The sequence below is a fragment of the Pseudomonas sp. s4 genome (assembly GCF_046764235.1).
GTDB classification, from domain to species: Bacteria; Pseudomonadota; Gammaproteobacteria; order Pseudomonadales; family Pseudomonadaceae; genus Aquipseudomonas; species Aquipseudomonas asiatica.
The window spans coordinates 2,385,385-2,404,264 of record NZ_CP177209.1; the positions used below are offsets into that span (position 1 = coordinate 2,385,385).

The window sequence follows — 18,880 nt, forward strand, 5'->3', positions numbered from 1 at the left end:
GTCATTGCTCCTTGAACGAGGCGTCCACGCGTTCGAGCATCGGCTTGAGCAGGTAGCTGAGCAGGTTGCGCTCGCCGGTCTTGATGGTGACGGTGGCCGGCATCCCGGGGCGGATATGGTTGCTGCCCAGCAGGGCCATGCCGTCCTGCGTCACTTCCACCTGGGCCAGGTAGTACGGCTGCTTGCTTTCTTCGTCCATCAGGCGGTCGGCGGAGATGGTCTTGACCCGCCCCGGGATATTCGGTGTCTTCGCATGGTTGAAGGCCGGGAAGGCCAGGTCCACGTCCAGGCCCGGCACCATCTTGTCGATGGCCTGTACCGGGATCATCGCGTCCACCTGCAACGGCTGGTCCAGCGGCACCACCTCCATGATCTTGGCCCCTGGCTGGATGATGCCGCCTACCGTGGCGATGCTCAGGGCCTGGACCATGCCGTCGATCGGCGAGCGGATCACCGTATGGGTCACTTCGTAGTCCAGCGCGCGCAGGCGATCGGCCAGGGTGGTGTTCTCCTTGGCGGTATCGGTCAGCTGCGATTCCACTTCCTTGAGGTAGTCGTGCTGGCGTTGCAGGATGCGCAGCTTGATCTCGGTGGCCTGGCTGCGCGCCCGGGCAATGTTGTTGAGGTTTTCGGCCTGGCCGGCGGACAGGTCGGCATTGTTGCGTTCCAGCTCCAGCAGGCGGTTGCGTGGTACATAGCCTTCGGCGGCGAGCACGCGTGTGCCTTGCAGTTCCTGGTTGAGGAAGCCGATCTGCGAGGCGCGGGCGCCGTACACCTGCTGCAGGCCCTTGAGCTGCACCGCCGTGGCAGCCAGGTTTTCCTCGAGGATGCTCAGTTCGCCAGCCAGGCCCGCGCGGCGGGTGTCCAGCAGGCGCTGTTGCAGGTCCATGGCTGCCAGCAGGCGCGGGTCGCCGCCGTAGTGCTTGAGCAGGGCAGGGTCGAAGGCGACCTGGTCGCGGCCATCGCGCTCGGCTTCCAGGCGGTTCTCCACGGTCTTGCTGACGATGTACTGGGCACTGACCGCGCCCTGTTCGGCCACCGCGCGCAGGGCGTCCAGGCGTACCACCTCCTGGCCTTTCTTCACAACATCGCCTTCACGCACCAGGATCGCCTCGACCGTGCCACCGGTCAGGTGCTGCACGGCCTTGCGGTTGCTGCTGACCTTGACGGTACCGGTGGCGACCACACCGGCATCCAGCGGCGCCAGGCCCGACCACAGCAGGAAACCGCCAAAGCCGGCGACGACCAGCCACACGCCCCAGCGTGCCGGCCGATGAATGTCCAGGTCGATCTCGTTGCGAGCCTCGGCGGGAATCAACTCGGTGTGTTGGGTCATCTGCATGATCGGTCACTCCCGTACTTTTACCGACGCCAGCGGCGCAGCGGTCGCCGTCGGGATCACGCTGGCCTTGCGCAGCGCCGCGAACACTTCGTCGCGGCTGCCGAGCATGTGCACGGCACCGTCACGCAGCATCAGCACCTTGTCGACCGCGCACAGCACATTGGGCCGGTGGGAAATCAGGATTACCGTGGCCCCGCGCGCCTTGAGTTCGGCCAACGCATCGACCAACGCCTTTTCGCCAACGTCATCGAGGTTGGCGTTGGGCTCGTCCAGCACCACCAGGTTCGGCTCGCCATACAGCGCGCGGGCCAGTGCGATGCGTTGCTTCTGGCCACCGGAGAGCGGGCTGCCGTCGGCTGCCAGACGGGTGTCGTAGCCCTGCGGGAAGCGCAGGATCATGTCGTGCACACCGCTGCTGCGGGCAGCGCGGATCACCGCTTCGCTGTCCACTTCGGCAAAGCGTGCGATGTTTTCGGCGATGGTGCCCTCGAACAACTCCACGTCCTGCGGCAGATAGCCGAGCCACGGGCCGAGTTCGGCCTTGTTCCAGGTGAAGATGTCGGCGCCGTCCAGGCGCACCTTGCCGGCCTGGGTCGGCCACACGCCTACCAGCAGGCGGGCGAGGGTGGATTTGCCCGAAGCCGACGGGCCGATGATGCCCAGGCTTTCACCCGGGACCAGGCTGAAGCTGACCCCGCGCACGATGCTGTTGCTGGTGCCGGGAGCACCGGCAACCACGTTTTCCACGGCCAGCATGCCCATTGGCCGTTGCAGCGACATGCTTGGTGGCCGCTGCGGGTAGTCGTGCAGCAGATCGTTGAGCCGGCCCCAGGCGGAGCGGCTGCCTTGCAGTTGCTTCCACGCGGCGATTACCTGTTCTACCGGGGCCAGGGCGCGGCCGGTGAGGATCGAGCAGGCGATCATCATGCCGGGGGTGATCTTGCCTTCGATCGCCAGCAGTGCGCCGGCGCCGAGGATCACCGATTGCAAGGTAATGCGCACGAAGCGCCCGGTGCTACTGATGATCGCCGCGCGGTCGGAGGCCAGGGTCTGCATCTGCAGGATGCGCAAATGGCCCTGAAACCAGCGCTTGCCGATCGCTGGCAGCATGCCCATGGCTTCGATCACTTCGGCGTTGCGCAGATTGTTGTTGGCGTAGCTGGCCGAGGACAGGGCCGCCTGGTTGGCTTCGGCCAAGGGTTTTTGCGTGGCCTTCTCGGTGATGTAGGCCAGGCCCACCAGGATCAGCGAACCGATCAACGTCACCAGCCCCAGCAGTGGGTGGATCAGGTAGCAGACCAGCAGGTAGATCGGCGTCCACGGGGCATCGAAGAAGGCGAACAGGCCGTTGCCGGTGAGAAACTGCCGTACCTGGGCCAGGTCCTGCAAGGCCTGGGCCGGGTTGCCGCCGGCGCGGCTCAGGTTGCGTTCGAAGGCAGCGCTGAAGATGCGTCGGTTCAGATCCATGTCGAGGAAGTTACCGACCCGGATCAGTACGCGGGTGCGGACCATCTCCAGGGCCGACATCAGCATGAACAAGCCGATCACCAGCAAGGTGAGCATGGTCAGGGTGGTGACGTTGCGGCTGACCAGGGCGCGGTCGTACACCTGCAACATATAAATAGCTGGCGTCAACATCATGACGTTAATGACGCCGCTGAAGGCGGCCAGGGCAAAAAAGCTGCGGCGCAGGCGGAACAGCACGTCGGCCAACTCGGAACGAGTGCGTGGTGGCTTGTGCATCGGAGGCCTCCCTTTATCACAAACGGGAAGCCCTTGCGGCGGCCCGTACAGCGGTAGTTGTGGCTTCTGGTCGGCTCGCAGGCGGGTCGCTCTGAGGGCGAATGGTCCAAAACGCTGCGTTGCTCCCACATGCTGGAGCGTAGGTTGCAGTGAAACACTCGGTAATATCTTTTCGCTCTATAAAATCGTTGAACTTTTCATAAGTCTCAGAAAAACAGTAAGTTGAGTCGCATTATCGATGCTGAACGAATTTTTTGACGGGATATTGACAAGGTTTTCTTCTGCGACTTTAGTCTGATGTATTCGGACCCTGTGCGAGCTGGGGTCGATGTGTGTGCGGTGCCAACCTGTATCGCACCATTTACAAGGTTCCCGCCGTTCCTGTGGGAGCCGGCTTGCCGGCGATGAGGCCAGTGGCGATAACGCAGCACCGTAGTGCCCAACTGCCCCAGAACCCAGAATCAGAAACTGCGCACGTCACACTGACTGGGCGCGGGAAGGACCCTGCTGCCCTGAGTCATCTCCCGACAGATCGAGGGCAATTGAAATGGCAGATTTCAGCAAGTCGGACCTGGAGTTCATCCTTCAGCAGATCTTCATAGCCGAAGCGCATGCCGATGGCGCCAGCCTGATCGACCTGCTGCCCAACAGCCAGGTGCCGTTCGGCCTGCGTACCGTCGACGGCAGCTACAACAACCTGGTGACCGGGCAGAGCGAGTTCGGCGCCGCCGACAATTCGTTCCTGCGCCTGCTCAGCCCATCCTTCACCGGCGACTATGCCGGCACCGGCACGGTCATCGACTCGCAACCACGCACCATCAGCAACCTGATCGTCGACCAGACGGCGAACAACCCGGCAGCGGTCGAAGCCAATGGCGGCGCCGCCCCGGTGATCAGCCCCGGCATCGACGGGGTATTCGGCACCGCTGACGACACGGAGGTGTTCTTCATCCCCAACGTGTCGCCCGACGTCGGCCTGACCGCCGGCTTCAACGCCTGGATGACCTTCTTCGGCCAGTTCTTCGACCACGGCCTGGACCTGGTCACCAAGAGCAGCACCGACGTCGTGTTCATCCCGCTGCAGCCGGACGACCCGCTGTACGTCGAAGGCAGCCCGACCAACTTCATGGTGCTGCCGCGCGCCGTGCGTACTGCAGGCGCCGATGGTGTGGTGGGTACTGCCGACGATGGCCAGACCAACACTACCTCGCCGTTCGTCGACCAGAGCCAGACCTACAGCTCGCACCCCTCGCACCAGGTGTTCCTGCGTGAATACACGCTCAATGCCGCAGGCGACCCGGTAGCCACCGGGCGGTTGATCACCAACCGTGACCTGGGCGCCGATGGCCGCTTCGGCACCGCCGACGATGGCAATGGTGAAAGCGGTGGCATGGCCACCTGGGCAGTGGTCAAGGCCCAGGCCCGCGACCTGCTCGGCATAAACCTGACCGACGCCGATGTGCACAGCGTGCCACTGCTGGCCACCGACCCCTACGGCAACTTCCTGCGTGGGCCCAACGGCATGCCACAGGTGGTGATGCGCGTGAACAATGGCGCTGACGGCATCGCCGGCACCGCCGACGACGTCACCACGCTGGTCGAAGGCAACCGCGACGCGCCGATCAGCCTGGCCAATGCCGTGAGCACCGGGCATGGCTTCCTTGACGACATCGCCCACAACGCCGCGCCGGTGATCGTGAACGGTGTGCTGCAGGCCGACGCCGATATTGCCGTCGGCAACGCGCAACCAACCGGGCCTGGCGGCAACAACCTGACCTATGACAACGAACTGCTCGACGCCCACTACATCGCCGGCGACGGCCGGGTGAACGAGAACATCGGCCTGACTGCCGTGCACCATGTGTTCCACTCCGAGCACAACCGCCTGGTGCAGCAGACCAAGGACACCCTGCTGGCCGCCGGTGACCTGGCGTTTCTCAACCAGTGGCTGATCGATGATGTCGCTGCCATCCCCACCACGCCCGCCGAAATCGCCGCGCTGGTATGGGACGGCGAGCGGCTGTTCCAGGCTGCCAAGTTCGGCACCGAAATGCAGTACCAGCACCTGGTGTTCGAGGAGTTCGCCCGCACCATTCAGCCGCAGATCGACGAGTTTCTCGCCCCCAACGGCTATGACACCTCGATCGACCCGGCCATCCTCGCCGAGTTCGCCCACGTGGTTTACCGCTTCGGCCACTCGATGCTGACCGAAACCGTCGACCGCTACGACCCGACGTTCGCCACGGTGAATGACGACCCGCAGCTGGGCCTGATCGCTGCCTTCCTCAACCCGCTGGCATTCGCCGGCAGTGGCGCCACTGCCGATGAAGCGGCCGGTGCGATCATCCGCGGTGTCACCCGCCAGTTGGGCAACGAAATCGACGAGTTCGTCACCGAAGCGCTGCGCAACAACCTGCTCGGCCTGCCGCTGGACCTGCCTGCGCTGAACATCGCGCGTGGCCGTGACACCGGCATCCCCACCCTGAACGAGGCGCGCCGCGAGTTCTACGCCATGACTGGCGACAGCCAGCTCAAGCCCTACATCAGCTGGGCCGACTTTGCCGACCACCTCAAGCACCCGGCGTCGCTGATCAACTTCATCGCCGCCTACGGTACCCACGCCACCATCACCGGGGCTGACACCGAAGCGGCCAAGCGCGCCGCCGCCGTGGCGCTGGTGCTTGGCGGTGACGGCGCGCCAGCGGACCGCCTGGACTTCCTCAACGGCACCGGCGCCTATGCCAACGTGACACTGGCCGGTGCCGACGGCATCGCCGGCACCGCCGATGACATCACCGGGGTGACCGTGACCGGTGTCGATGCCATCGACTTCTGGGTCGGCGGCCTGGCCGAGAAGAAAATGCCATTCGGCGGCATGCTCGGCTCCAGCTTCAACTTCGTCTTCGAAACCCAGCTGGAAGCCCTGCAGAACGGCGATCGGTTCTACTACCTGTCGCGTACGGCGGGCATGAACTTCGGCACCGAACTGGAGAACAACTCCTTCGCCAAGCTGATCATGCTCAACTCCGATGTCACCCACCTGTCCAACACCGTGTTCCTCACGCCCACTTTCACCCTGGAAGTGGACCAGACCAAGCAGTTCACCGGCCTGGGCGCCGACGGCCGGGCCGACCCGACGGGCGGCATCATGATTAACGGTGTCGAAGTGGTGCCGCTGGTGATTCGCGACAACCCCGATACCGTGGGCACCGACACAAACTTCCTGCATTACACCGGCGAAGACCACGTGGTACTGGGCGGTACCTCCGGCAACGACATCATCATTTCCAGTGAGGGCGACGATACCCTCTACGGCGACGCCGGCAACGACACCCTGGAAGGCGGTGCGGGCAACGATGCGGTGCTGGGCGGTGCCGGTGACGACATCATCACCGACTCGTTCGGCGACAACCGCCTGGAAGGCAACGACGGCAACGATGTGATCGTCGCCGGCAGCATGCTGGTGGGCGGCAACCTGATCCTGGGCGGCAACGGCCAGGACTTCATCATCACCACCGAAGACATCAGCACCACCTTCGGCGGCCAGGGCGACGACTTCATTCTCGGCGCCAAGACCAACCTGCCACCGACCGGCAACGAGGGTGACGACTGGATCGAGAAGGGCACCCAGGACGGTGCGCCCGGCGACAACTTTGCGCCGCTGCTGGGTGACGAAGTGGTCGGCAACGACATCTTCGTCGGTGGTGGCGGCTTCGACGAAATGATCGGCGAGGGTGGCGATGACATCTTTGTCGGCAGCGATGCCCAGGACAAGATGGATGGCATGTCCGGTTTCGACTGGATTACCAACAAGAATGACCAGGTCGGCGTCACCGTCGACCTGACCCTGGCCGCCCTGGCTCAGCCTCATGGCAACGCACCGAACCAGAACACCGGTATTTTCAACCCGGTCGGCGCCTCGCCGGCCTCAATCCTCGACCGCTTCGCCGAGGTCGAGGGCGTGTCCGGTTCGAACTTCGCCGATGTGCTCAAGGGCGATAATGTCGATGCCGTGACCATCCTCAACCATGGTGGTGCTACCGGTAGTGCGCTGACCAACGTGGCGCTGATCCGTGGCCTGCAGCAGTTCCTGGCCGATGCCGGATTGCCGACCACCGGCTTTGCCACCGGTAACATCATGCTCGGCGGCAACGGCAGCGACCTGATCGAAGGCCGTGGCGGTGATGACCTGATCGACGGCGACAAGTGGCTCAACGTGCGCATCGCCGTGTACGCGCCGGGAGACGTCAACCACACCGGCCCTGAAATCGCCAGCTTCGACAGCATGGTCGACATGATTCCGTTCATGCTCGACCGCACCTACAACCCTGGCCAGTTGAAGGCCGTGCGGGAAATCCTGCCCGGCACCTCGACCGGTGGCGCAGCCTTCGACACGGCGGTGTTCTCGGGGTTGCAGAGCGAGTACACGGTGACGCAGAACACCAAAGGTACGCTGGACACTTCCGATGATGTCTGGACGGTGACCGACAACGTGGCCGGCCGCGATGGCGTCGATACCCTGCTGCACATCGAGCGCCTGCAGTTCGCCGACAGCCAGCGGGTGCTGGTGGAAGGGCTGAATGCGCAGCCTGTCGGCAGCCCGGCCGTTACTGATAACAACGGCGGCGCGATTACCGTGGGCGACCTCCTTACGGTAAACGTGGCCGGCGTGCGGGATGCCGACAACATCAGCGCCGGCAACCCGCTTGGCACGCTCGCCGACCGTTCGGTGTCGTACTACTGGCAGTTCGAGGCCACCCCGGGCAGTGGTGTGTTCGAAGACATCATCCTGCTGCCGGCAGGCGACCTGGCGTTCCAGAGCGCCGACGGCACCACGTTCAAGGTGTCGCCGGACCTGGCCGGGTTGTCGTTGCGGGTCAAGGCGATCTACCAGGACGCCCATGGCACCACCGAAGTGCTGTTCTCCCAGCCCACCACCGTGGTGCAACCGGGCGCGCCTGTGGTACCGACGCCAGCCACGCCGGTGGTGGATGCCACGGCAGGTGGTGCCGGGCTGCACATGGTGCGCTCCGACCTCAACTTCATCCTCGAGCAGATCAAGATCGCCGAGGCCGACGCCAATGGGGCAGACATCCTCTCGCTGCTGCCCAACATTCGTGCGCCACTCGGCCTGCGGGCGGTGGATGGTTCGAACAACAACCTGATGAACCTCAACGGCATCAACAACACCGAGTTCGGTGCGGCCGACAACGTCTTCCCGCGCGTGACCGACCCGGTGTTCAACCCGGCCGAAGGTGCACCGGCCGGCTTCTTTGGCCCTGGCTCGCCGGCCATTCCGGGCTCGTCGTACCAGCAGACCAGTGGCCCGGTATTCGACTCGCAGCCGCGCACCATCAGTAACCTGATCGTCGACCAGACCTCCAACAACCCGGCGGCCTATGCCACCGCGTATGATCCGGGTGCGGACGGCGTGCTCAACTTCGGCGTCGAGGGCAATGACGACGTGCTCAAGGACGGCGTGCGCATCGTCGCCAGCCCGGGCCTGGACGGCCAGTTCGGCACCGACGACGATCACGACGTTTACCTGTTCGAGAACACCGCCGCCGATGCCGGCCTGTCCGCGCCGTTCAACGCCTGGATGACCTTCTTCGGGCAGTTCTTCGACCATGGCCTGGACCTGGTCACCAAGGGGGGCTCGGGCACCATCTACATCCCGCTGCAACCGGATGACCCGCTGTACGTGGAGGGCGGTTTCACCAACTTCATGGTGGTGACACGTGCGACCAACCAGCCTGGGCCGGACGGCGTGCTTGGCACGGCCGACGATATCCACGAGCACACCAATACCACCTCGCCGTTCGTGGACCAGAACCAGACCTACAGCTCGCACCCCTCACACCAGGTGTTCCTGCGCGCCTATGTGACGGTCGACGGTGCCCCCGTCGCCACCGGCCGCCTGATCACCAACCGTGACCTGGGGGCAGATGGCAAATACGGCACCGCGGACGACACCGAAATCGGCGGCATGGCGACATGGAAGGTGGTCAAGGCCCAGGCTCGTGACGTACTGGGTATCAACCTGACCGATGCCGACGTCGACAACGTACCGCTGCTGGCAACCGATGCCTACGGCAACTTCATCAAGGGGCCCAACGGCTTCCCGATGGTGATCATGAAAGGCGCCGACGGCATTGCCGGCACGGCCGACGACCAGCAGGTCGAGGGCAACCCGCTGGCGCCGATCGACCTGACCAATGCCGTGCGTACCGGTCACCAGTTCCTTGCCGACATCGCCCACAATGCCGTGCCGGTGTTCAGCAATGGCGCGCTGGTGCCTGATGCTGATACCGATGTCGGCAACGCCGTGCCGGTGAACCCGCAGACTGGCGCCAACCTGGCCTACGACAACGAGCTGCTCGATGCGCACTACATCGCCGGCGACGGCAGGGTCAACGAGAACATCGGCCTGACCGCCGTGCATGCGATCTTCCACTCCGAGCACAACCGGCTGGTGGCGCAGACCATGGACACCGTGCTCGACTCGGGTGACCTGGCCTTCATCAACGAGTGGCTGCTCAACCCGTTGAGCGCGCTGCCGGCCAACCAGGCCGAGATCGACGCACTGGTGTGGAATGGCGAGCGGCTGTTCCAGGCCGCCAAGTTCGGTACCGAGATGCAATACCAGCACCTGGTGTTCGAGGAGTTCGCCCGTACCGTGCAGCCGCGGGTAGACTTGTTCTTCGCCCCGACCCAGGTGTATGACGTCGACCTCGATGCGTCGATCGTGGCCGAGTTCGCCCACACCGTGTACCGCTTTGGCCACTCGATGCTGACCGAAACCGTCGACCGCTTCGACGTCGACTTCACCGTCATCAGCGACCCGGCCAGCGCCAACCCCGACCAGCAACTGGGCCTGATCGCGGCGTTCCTCAACCCGCTGGCGTATGCCGCCAGTGGCGTCACCCCCGAGGATGCCACCAGCGCCATCGTGCGCGGGGTAACCCGCCAGGCCGGTAACGAAATCGATGAGTTCGTCACCGAGGCGCTGCGCAACAACCTGCTCGGCCTGCCGCTGGACCTGCCGGCGATCAACATCGCTCGGGGCCGCGACGTCGGTATCCCTTCGCTGAACGCCGTGCGCCGCGACATCTACGCGCAAACCGGCGATACCCAGCTCAAGCCCTACACCAGCTGGGTCGACCTGGTGCAGCACCTGAAGCATCCGGAGTCGTTGATCAACTTCATCGCCGCCTACGGCACCCACAGCACCATCACCGGGGCCACCACGTTGCTGGAGAAACGCGCGGCGGCCATGGCCCTGGTGTTCGGCGGCGACGGCGCGCCAGCCGATCGCCTGGAGTTCCTCAACAGCACCGGCGCCTACGCCAACGTCACCCTGCCTGGCAAGGATGGCGTGCTCGGCACCGTCGATGACCTGCGGGCAGTGACCGTGACCGGTGTCGATGCTATCGACCTGTGGATCGGTGGCCTGGCGGAGGCGAAAACCCCGTTCGGCGGCATGCTGGGCAGCACGTTCAACTTCGTGTTCGAAAACCAGATGGAGAAACTGCAGGACGGCGACCGTTTCTACTACCTGGAGCGCACCGCCGGCCTGTCGATGAACGCCGAGCTGGAAAGCAACTCGTTCGCCAAGCTGATCATGGCCAACACTTCGGCCACCCACTTGCCGGGCCTGGTGTTCTCCGACGTTGGCTTCTACCTGGAAGTGGACCAGAGCAAGCAGTTCAACGAAGGGCTGGGCAATGCCGACCCAGTGGGCGAAAACGGCGAGCAGGTGGTGTTCCGCGACAGCCCGCTGACAGTAGGCCCGGACACCAACTACATACGCTACGCCGGTGACCAGCATATCGTGCTGGGTGGCACCAACGGTGACGACATCCTGGTTTCCAGCGAGGGTGACGACACTGTCTGGGGCGATGGCGGCAACGACCGCATCGAGGGTGGCGACGGCAACGACCAACTGCGTGGTGGTGCCGGCGACGACATCATCAGCGACATGGGTGGTGACGACAACATCCAGGGCGGCGACGGCAACGATGTGCTGCACGGCGGTAATGGCGTCAACCTGATCATCGGCGGTTTCGGCAACGACTTCATCGTCACCGGTGAGGACGCCTCCGAAGCCATTGGCGGCCAGGGCAACGACTTCATCCTGGGCAGCAAGGCCAACGAGCAGGACATGGGCAACGAAGGTGACGACTGGATCGAGAAGGGCACCTCGGACGGTGCGCCTGGCGACAACTTCGACCCGCTCGGCAACGACCCGGTCATCGGCAACGACGTGTTCATCGGTGGCAACGAGAACGACAAGTTCAACGGTGAAGGCGGTGACGACATCATGGTCGGCAGCCTGGGCTTCGGTGACCGCTACATCGGTGGTTCCGGCTACGACTGGGCGACCTTCAAGGGGCTGGCCCAGGGCGTGACTGTCGACTTCAGCGACCGCTTCTTCAATGTGCCGCCGGTACCGGGCTCGGGCGCGTCTGCGCTGGTGCGTTTCGACATCATGGAAGGCCTGTCGGGGTCGGCTCATGGTGACTTCCTGCGTGGTGACAGCGAAACCTCTGCCACCTTGCCGACCAATGGCGCCAACGGCAGCGTACTGACCAACATCAGCCTGATCAACGGCCTGTCCAGCCTGCTGGCCGCCGGTGCAACGTTCTACGATGGTGGCAACATCATCCTCGGTGGCAGTGGTAGCGACCTGATCGAAGGCCGCGGTGGCGACGACATCCTCGACGGTGACAAGTGGCTGAACGTGCGCATCAGCGTGCGCGCCAACAGCGACGGCACCGGCCCGGAAATCGCCAGCTTCGACAGCATGGAGCCGATGGTGCCGCTGATGCTCAATGGCACCTACAACCCGGGCCAGCTGGTGATCGTTCGCGAAATCCTCAACGGCACCGACAGCTACGACACGGCGGTGTACTCCGGGGTGGCCAGCGACTACAGCGTGGTAGTCGATGGCAACTCGGTGATCGTCACCGACTCGGTGGCCGGGCGTGATGGTGTCGACCGCCTGACCGGCATCGAGCGCCTGCAGTTCTCGGATGGCTCGCAAGCTTCCGGTGTGGGTACCGCCGTCAACGCCGGCCCCACCGGCAGCCTGGTGATCCTTGACGCTGCCACCGGCGTGCGTGACGACACACCGGTAAGCGGCCAGCTGCTGCGGGTTACCCCGCTGGCGGTACATGACGCGGACAATGTCAGCGCAACCAACCTGACCGGTGCGATCACCGGCCCGGTGGCGTACTACTGGCAAGTAGAGACCCTGCCAGGTTCGGGGGTCTATGAAGACATCACCTTCGTTGCTGCCGGCGAGGTTTCGCGAGCTGTCGGTACCACCTACCGGGTCACGGACGATGTGGCGGGGCTGAACATCCGCGTACGCGCGGTGTACCAGGACACCAAGGGCACGCTGGAAATCGTCGATTCGGCGCCGAACAACGCGCCGACCGCCGGGCCTACCGTGACCGGGCTGCTGGTGCAGAACCAGACGCTCACCGCCAACCCGGCAACCATTGTCGATGCCGACGGCCTGAGCAACCCGCGGTTCACCTTCCAGTGGCAGTCCAACCGGGGTACCGGCTGGGTCGACATTGCTGGCGCCATCAACAGCACCTTCCTCCTTACCCAGAACCAGGTGGGGCAGAACATGCGGGTGGTGGTCAGCTACGTGGATGACTTCGGTGTACAGGAAAGCATCGCCTCCGACATCCTCGACCCGGTGGCCAACGTCAACGATGCGCCCACCGGTGCCGTGCTGATCAGCGACACCACGCCAGACCAGGGCCAGACGCTGACCGCCCTCACCGGCAGTATCGCCGACCTGGATGGGCTGGGCGCGTTCAGCTTCCAGTGGCAGCAGAACATTGGCGGCACCTTCAGCAACATCGCGGGTGCCACTGCTGCAACCTTCACTCCGGGCTTCGAACAGGGTAACCGGCAGTTGCGGGTGGTCGTGAGCTACACCGACGCCTTCGGCACCCTGGAATCGCTGACCTCGGCAGCGACTGCGGCGGTGGTGCCGCCGCCAGGCGTGGTGCTGGTCGGTACTGCCGGGGCCAACACCCTGACCGGTGGCGCGGGCAACGACACGCTCTCGGGGCTGGGCGGCAACGATGTGCTCAACGGCCTCGGCGGCGCCGACCAACTGTTCGGCGGTGATGGTAACGACATCCTCAATGGGGGTAACGACCCCGACAGCCTCGACGGCGGTGCCGGCAACGATACCCTCAACGGCGGGCTTGGTGCGGATGCCATGGTTGGCGGTGCAGGCGACGATACCTTCGTGGTCGACAACCTCGGCGATACCGTGAGCGAGGCGCTGAACGGCGGTGTCGACCTGGTGCAGACCACCCTTGCCAGCTACACCCTGGGTGCCAACGTCGAAAACCTGACCTTTACCGGGGCAGGCAACTTCACGGGTACCGGCAACACGCTGGCCAACACCATCACCGGTGGCGCTGGTAACGACCTGCTCAATGGCGGTGCCGGTATCGACCGCCTGGTCGGTGGCCTGGGCAACGACACCTATGTGGTGGACAACGCCGGGGATGTGGTAGTCGAGGCTACGGCTGCCGGTACGGATACCGTGCGTGCCACGGCGGCCAGCTACACGCTGGGTGCCAACGTCGAGAACCTGACCTATATCGGGGCGGGCAACTTCACCGGTACCGGCAATGGCCTGGCCAACATCATTACCGGCGCGGCAGGTAACGACACCCTCAACGGCGATGGCGGCAACGACCAGTTGCTCGGTGGCCTGGGCAGCGACACCCTGAACGGTGGCGCTGGCAACGACACCCTCGACGGCGGCGCCGGTAACGACTCGCTGTTCGGGGACGCCGGCAACGATAACCTGCAGGGTGGTGCCGGCGATGACAACCTTGACGGCGGCAACGGCGTCGATGTGCTGCAGGGTGGCGATGGCAACGACACGCTGTTTGGTGACGTTGGCAATGACACCTTGCAGGGCGGTGCCGGCAATGACTTCCTCAACGGTGGGGCGGGTAACGATACCGTCGAGGGCGGTGCCGGCAACGACACGATGATGGCCACCGATGGCAATGATGTCTTCCTGTTCAGTGCAGGCTTCGGCAATGACCTGATCATCAACTTCGACGCAGTCCCGCAGGGTGGCCAGGACCGGCTGGATATCTCTGCCCTCAACATTACCGCTGCCACCTTTGCCGCCAACGTCACCATCGCCGATGTCGGCAATGACACGCTGGTCAGCATCGGTGCTACCGACTCCATCCGCCTGGTGGGGGTGGCGGATGCAACCACGGTGACCGTAGCGGACTTCAACCTGGCAGGTTGAGGGCCTGGGAGGACGCAGCAAGGGCCGCTCTGCGGCCCATTCGCGGGCAAGCCCGCTCCTACAGGGATATCACTGCCCTCAGGCTTGGTGATACCCCTGTAGAAGCGGGCTTGCCCGCGATGAGGTTGGTTCAGGCAACAGATAACTCACAGATACCCCACAATACTCAGCCCTGTGGTGAACCTGTGGGAGCAACCTGCATCGTGTTACGCCAGAATGACGCCGCGTTCGGTATCTGGCGGCTGAGCCGCGGCAAGCAGAGCGAGTCGGTGAAGGTACATGGCAGCCTCAGCACCAATGATGGCGAGGTCGCCCTGAACTGGGCGCTGGACGGGCAGGGTATCCTGTTGCGGGCCGAGTGGAACCTGGCAGCGTGGCATTGAGGCCTTTCCCACAGGCGATCGCGTTATACTCCGCGCCTTTGCCCATGCCCGGAATCCGCCCATGCGCCAGGTTTTGCTCATTGTCGATGTCCAGTCCACCTTCAGCCCGCCCGAGTGGCTGGTCGATGGCCTGCGCCGGTTGTCGGCCAACATCCCCACCATTGCCTCGGTCGAGTTGCACGATGAACAGGTCACGCCGTTCGAGCGCCAGCTTGGCTGGCACCCGGCGGCGGAGGACGAGAGCCTGGTCGAAGCTGACCAGGTGTTCGTCAAGCATGGCTACGGGCAGAGCGCAGAGGCCATCGAGTACATCCGGCAACTGGGCGTGGAGAGGGTGCTGGTATGTGGGCTGCAGACCGAAACTTGCGTGCTGGCCGCCGGTTTTGCCCTGTTCGATGCGGGGCTGATGCCCACCCTGGTCACGGACATGACTGTAGGGTCTTCGCTGGACAGGTCGGGCAAGCTGGGCATCGACCTGTGGAAGCATCACTTCCGCCAGGTCACCACCTCGGCCGAGGTGCTCGCCGAAGTGGCTGCGCTAGGCTAGAACCGTAGCCCAAAAGGCCTAAATTGTAGGAGCGTCCTTGTGTCGCGAAAGGGCCGCAAGGCGGACCCGGCAATATGTGCAGCGCAGCTGAAATCGAGGGGCTGCTGCGCAGCCCGATCGCGACACAAGGCCGCTCCTACAGAGAACGCGTCGCAAGGCGAAAGCCTCAGGCCACATCCACCAGCACGATCTCGCTGTCCTCGATGGCGGTCACCCGCAGCACCTCCTCCTGCTCGATCGCCACGCCATCGCGCGCCTTGGCACGCAGCCCGTTGACCTCCACCAGCCCCTTGGCCGGCACCAGGTAACCCCGGCGAGCGGTATCGAAGCGGTACTCGGCAGTTTCACCGGCCCGCAAGGTGGCAGCCACCAGCCGCGCATCGGTGCGGATCTGCAGGCTGTCCTCATCGCCCGCACGGCCGCTGGCCAGGGTCACGAAGCCTTCGCCACGCTCACCTTTGGGGAACGGCCGGGTACCCCATTGCGGTGCTTCGCCGGTGCGCTCCGGCACGATCCAGATCTGGAAAATACGCGTGTCGACGTCTTCCAGGTTGTACTCGCTATGCACGATGCCGGTACCGGCGCTCATCACCTGTACGTCACCGGCTTCGGTACGGCCTTTGTTACCCAGGCTGTCCTGATGGCTGATCGCGCCTTCACGCACATAGGTGATGATTTCCATGTCGCGGTGCGGGTGCGGCGGGAAGCCGCTGCCGGCAGCGATCAGGTCGTCGTTCCACACCCGCAGGTTGCCCCAGTGCATGCGCGCCGGGTCGTAGTACTCGGCAAACGAGAAATGGTGGTGGGCGTCGAGCCAGCCGTGGTTGGCGTGGCCGAGGCTTTCGAACGGTCGCAGTTGCAGCATGGTCGTGCTCCTTGAATCAGTGGAATGAGGCCATGATGCGTCAAAGAAGCATCGAAAATAAGCGTAAATATCGGCTTAAAACAATCAGTAAAATTGATTTAATGCGATCGAGTGTTTTATTCGCTTCATCGCCTAATCCACTGATCTGCAAGCATTCGCTGGCGATTTTTTGTCGATGCGGCGAACATGCCCGCTGATTTTGTTTTTCAACGGAGTGACCGTGGCCCACGAGCAACCCCAGGCCCCCGCCGACCTTACCCCTCCTGCACAACTGCCTTGGTTTCGCCGCCTGGCGGCCCGCCTGCTGGGGCGTGGCCTGACCCGCCTGCAGGCCCAGCACCGCGACTCCTGGTTCCTCGGCCACGCCAGCGGCCAGCGCAGTGGCCATGCCGATGGCGTGCGTGAAGGGTTCGAACGCGGGCGGGTGGAAGGTTACGAGGCCGGGCGCCAGGTGCTGGTGATCCGCGACACCCGGCCAGACACCGCCGCCGTACCGGGCCGGGATGACAACCTGTTCGATGACTGGCGCCTGCCGCTGACTGCCGAGCTGAAAAAGCGTTTCAAGGCCGATGTCGCCCAGCGTCTGCCCGCCGAGGCGCAACCCAGTGCCGCGCAATGGAAGCTGATTTTCAGTGACACACCGTCCACCTGCGTGGTGGCAGGGGCCGGGGCGGGCAAGTCCACCTCGCTGGTGCTGCGCATCCTGCTGTTGCGCCACTACCTGGGCTACGAGCTCGATGCGATGACCGTGGTCACCTTCACCCGTGAGTCGCGCAAGGACTTCATCAAGCGCCTGCTGCAGGTTTTCGCCCTGTGGCAGATCAACCTGCAACCGCCACAGGCCCGCGAGCTTGTGCGCACGTTCCATTCGCGCATCCTGCCGCTGGTGCGCAGCCTGCCGGGCTTTGGCCAGGTGCGCGCGTTCGAAACGCTGGGCAACGAGATGCCGGCCGGGCGTGAAGCCGAGGCCGAGAGCAACCCGTTCGACCTGCGCCTGAACGATGCCCAGCGCCAGCAGCTGAACCAGTGCTACAGCACGCTGCTGGGCGAGAGCCAGCGCTTTGCCGAGCTGGTCGGCCTGTTGCGCAGCGAAGCCCTGCAGCTGAAGCCGCTGGACCCGAACAACCCCGATGTGCAGAAGCGCGCCCAGGTAACCCAGCTGGCCGCCCAGCGCGACGAAGAACTGTGCGATGTGATCGAAGACCTGTGGTTCGCCGCCGGCGCCTGGCCGATCAAGGGCATCGAACCCTGCCGCGAGACCATCGAGATCCGTGGCAGCCGCTTCCATGTGCATGGTCGTCTGGCCGGCCAGGGGCCTTTGCTCGTGCTGGGCTTCGACCCTGCGGAAAGCGCGCAGTACCAGCGCCCCGGCGCCAAGCTGGCGGTGCGTGCCGAGTGGGCGGTCAAGCGCACCCTGTTGCAGGCCTTCTGCGACCAGCCGCTGATCTGGCTCGACAACTACGCCATGGCCCGGCGCCTGGCAGCCTCGCTGGCCGGTGATGCCGTGGCCGGCCCCGGCTTCGAATACAAGGTCAAGGGCGAACTGGCCCCGGCGCCACTGCTCGATGCCTTTGTCGGCGCGGCGAATTTCATCGAGAACCTCGGCCTGGAAGTGAACACTGCCGTGGCGGCGATGAGCTTCCCCTCCGGCGACAGCGATGCGCTGTTTTTCGAGGCCCTGGCCCTGTACTGGAAGGCCCTGGAGGCCCACCTGCTGGACCAGTCGCCGCCGGTGATGAGCTACAACCGCATGTTCGCCTTGTTCGGCGAGAACAACCCGGAAAACCTGCAACTGCTGCCCGACCCGTTGCTGCGGCCGCTGGCGCACCTGATGATCGACGAGTTCCAGGATGTGTCGCCGCAGATCGTCAGCTGGTTGCGGGCCAGCCTCGCCGAGATCCGTCGTCGCGGCCCGGCGATGCACATCGGGCGCCATGCGCAGCATTCGTCGCTGCTGTGTGTGGGCGACGACTGGCAGTCGATCTACGGCTGGCGTGGCAGTTCGCCCAAGTACTTCATGGAGTTCACCAAGGCCTTCCCGTCGCCGGCCAACACCCGGGTGATGCTGGTCGACAACTACCGTTGCCAGCAGCAGGTGATCGACGCGGCCGAGCACCTGGTCAAGGGCACCCCGGCGATAGCCGGCAAGAAAGCCCGGGCCAGTGGGCCGGCGGCCGAGTTGCCAGGCTCGCCGGTCAAGGTATTCGACCGTGACGAGGCAGCCCTGGGTGAAACGCTGATCGAGCACTACCAGCGTGGCGAGACGGTGATGATGCTTTACCGCAAGGGCAGCGACAGGGCGCTGATGAACGAGCACCTGCAGGGCGTGCTGCACGCCGAAGCGGCGTTGCCGGCCGAGCAGCGCCGTCTGCGGCAGTTGACCTACCACAGTGCCAAAGGCTTGCAGGCCGATGCAGTGTTCATGCTGGGCGACTGTCAGTACCTGACCAGCTCGCCCTACAAGAACCAGGTGTATCGCCAGGCCGGGTTGGGCAAGGCCGGTGATGCCCAGCCGTTCGATACCGCACAGAAGGAAGAGGTGCAGCGCCTGGCCTATGTGGCGGTAACCCGCGCGGTCAGGCACTGCTATTGGCATGTGGAGGCGGCCAACGCAGAGGCGGCGGCAGCGCCGCGTGCGTCGAGCCAGGTGGATGGACGGCAGGCCTTCTTCGAAGACCTGCGAGGTCATTGATCA

Annotated in this window: 6 protein-coding genes and 1 pseudogene; 4 read left to right on the top strand and 3 right to left on the bottom strand. The window is 64.4% G+C overall.

Annotated elements, in window-relative coordinates; translation table 11 throughout:
• Position 1: 1 nt before the first annotated feature.
• Positions 2 to 1,342, bottom strand: coding sequence for an HlyD family type I secretion periplasmic adaptor subunit (locus ACK56M_RS11310; protein WP_085721579.1), 1,341 nt, complete (start codon positions 1,340 to 1,342; stop codon positions 2 to 4).
• A gap of 6 nt (positions 1,343 to 1,348) precedes the next feature.
• On the bottom strand, positions 1,349 to 3,085 hold the full coding sequence (locus ACK56M_RS11315; RefSeq protein WP_100413706.1) for a type I secretion system permease/ATPase: 1,737 nt from the start codon (positions 3,083 to 3,085) through the stop codon (positions 1,349 to 1,351).
• A 547-nt stretch (positions 3,086 to 3,632) separates the two neighbouring features.
• On the opposite strand from ACK56M_RS11315, the gene ACK56M_RS11320 reads away from it, so the two are divergent.
• From ACK56M_RS11320 to ACK56M_RS11330, 3 genes and pseudogenes are all read left to right on the top strand, one after another.
• Positions 3,633 to 14,390, top strand: coding sequence for a peroxidase family protein (locus tag ACK56M_RS11320; protein ID WP_411959471.1), 10,758 nt, complete (start codon positions 3,633 to 3,635; stop codon positions 14,388 to 14,390).
• A gap of 197 nt (positions 14,391 to 14,587) precedes the next feature.
• Positions 14,588 to 14,761: pseudogene (locus ACK56M_RS11325) on the top strand (LysR family transcriptional regulator); the annotation flags it as partial.
• Positions 14,762 to 14,834: 73 nt separating this feature from the next.
• Positions 14,835 to 15,320, top strand: coding sequence for an isochorismatase family protein (locus tag ACK56M_RS11330; RefSeq protein WP_100413704.1), 486 nt, complete (start codon positions 14,835 to 14,837; stop codon positions 15,318 to 15,320).
• Positions 15,321 to 15,486: 166 nt separating this feature from the next.
• Here the strand turns inward: ACK56M_RS11330 and ACK56M_RS11335 are convergent, their stop codons facing one another.
• Positions 15,487 to 16,185 carry a pirin family protein gene (locus ACK56M_RS11335; protein ID WP_013972071.1) on the bottom strand — a complete coding sequence of 233 codons (699 nt, stop codon included), beginning with the start codon at positions 16,183 to 16,185 and terminating at the stop codon, positions 15,487 to 15,489.
• A 175-nt stretch (positions 16,186 to 16,360) separates the two neighbouring features.
• On the opposite strand from ACK56M_RS11335, the gene ACK56M_RS11340 reads away from it, so the two are divergent.
• Positions 16,361 to 18,877 carry a UvrD-helicase domain-containing protein gene (locus ACK56M_RS11340; protein ID WP_015269961.1) on the top strand — a complete coding sequence of 839 codons (2,517 nt, stop codon included), beginning with the start codon at positions 16,361 to 16,363 and terminating at the stop codon, positions 18,875 to 18,877.
• Positions 18,878 to 18,880: the final 3 nt, after the last annotated feature.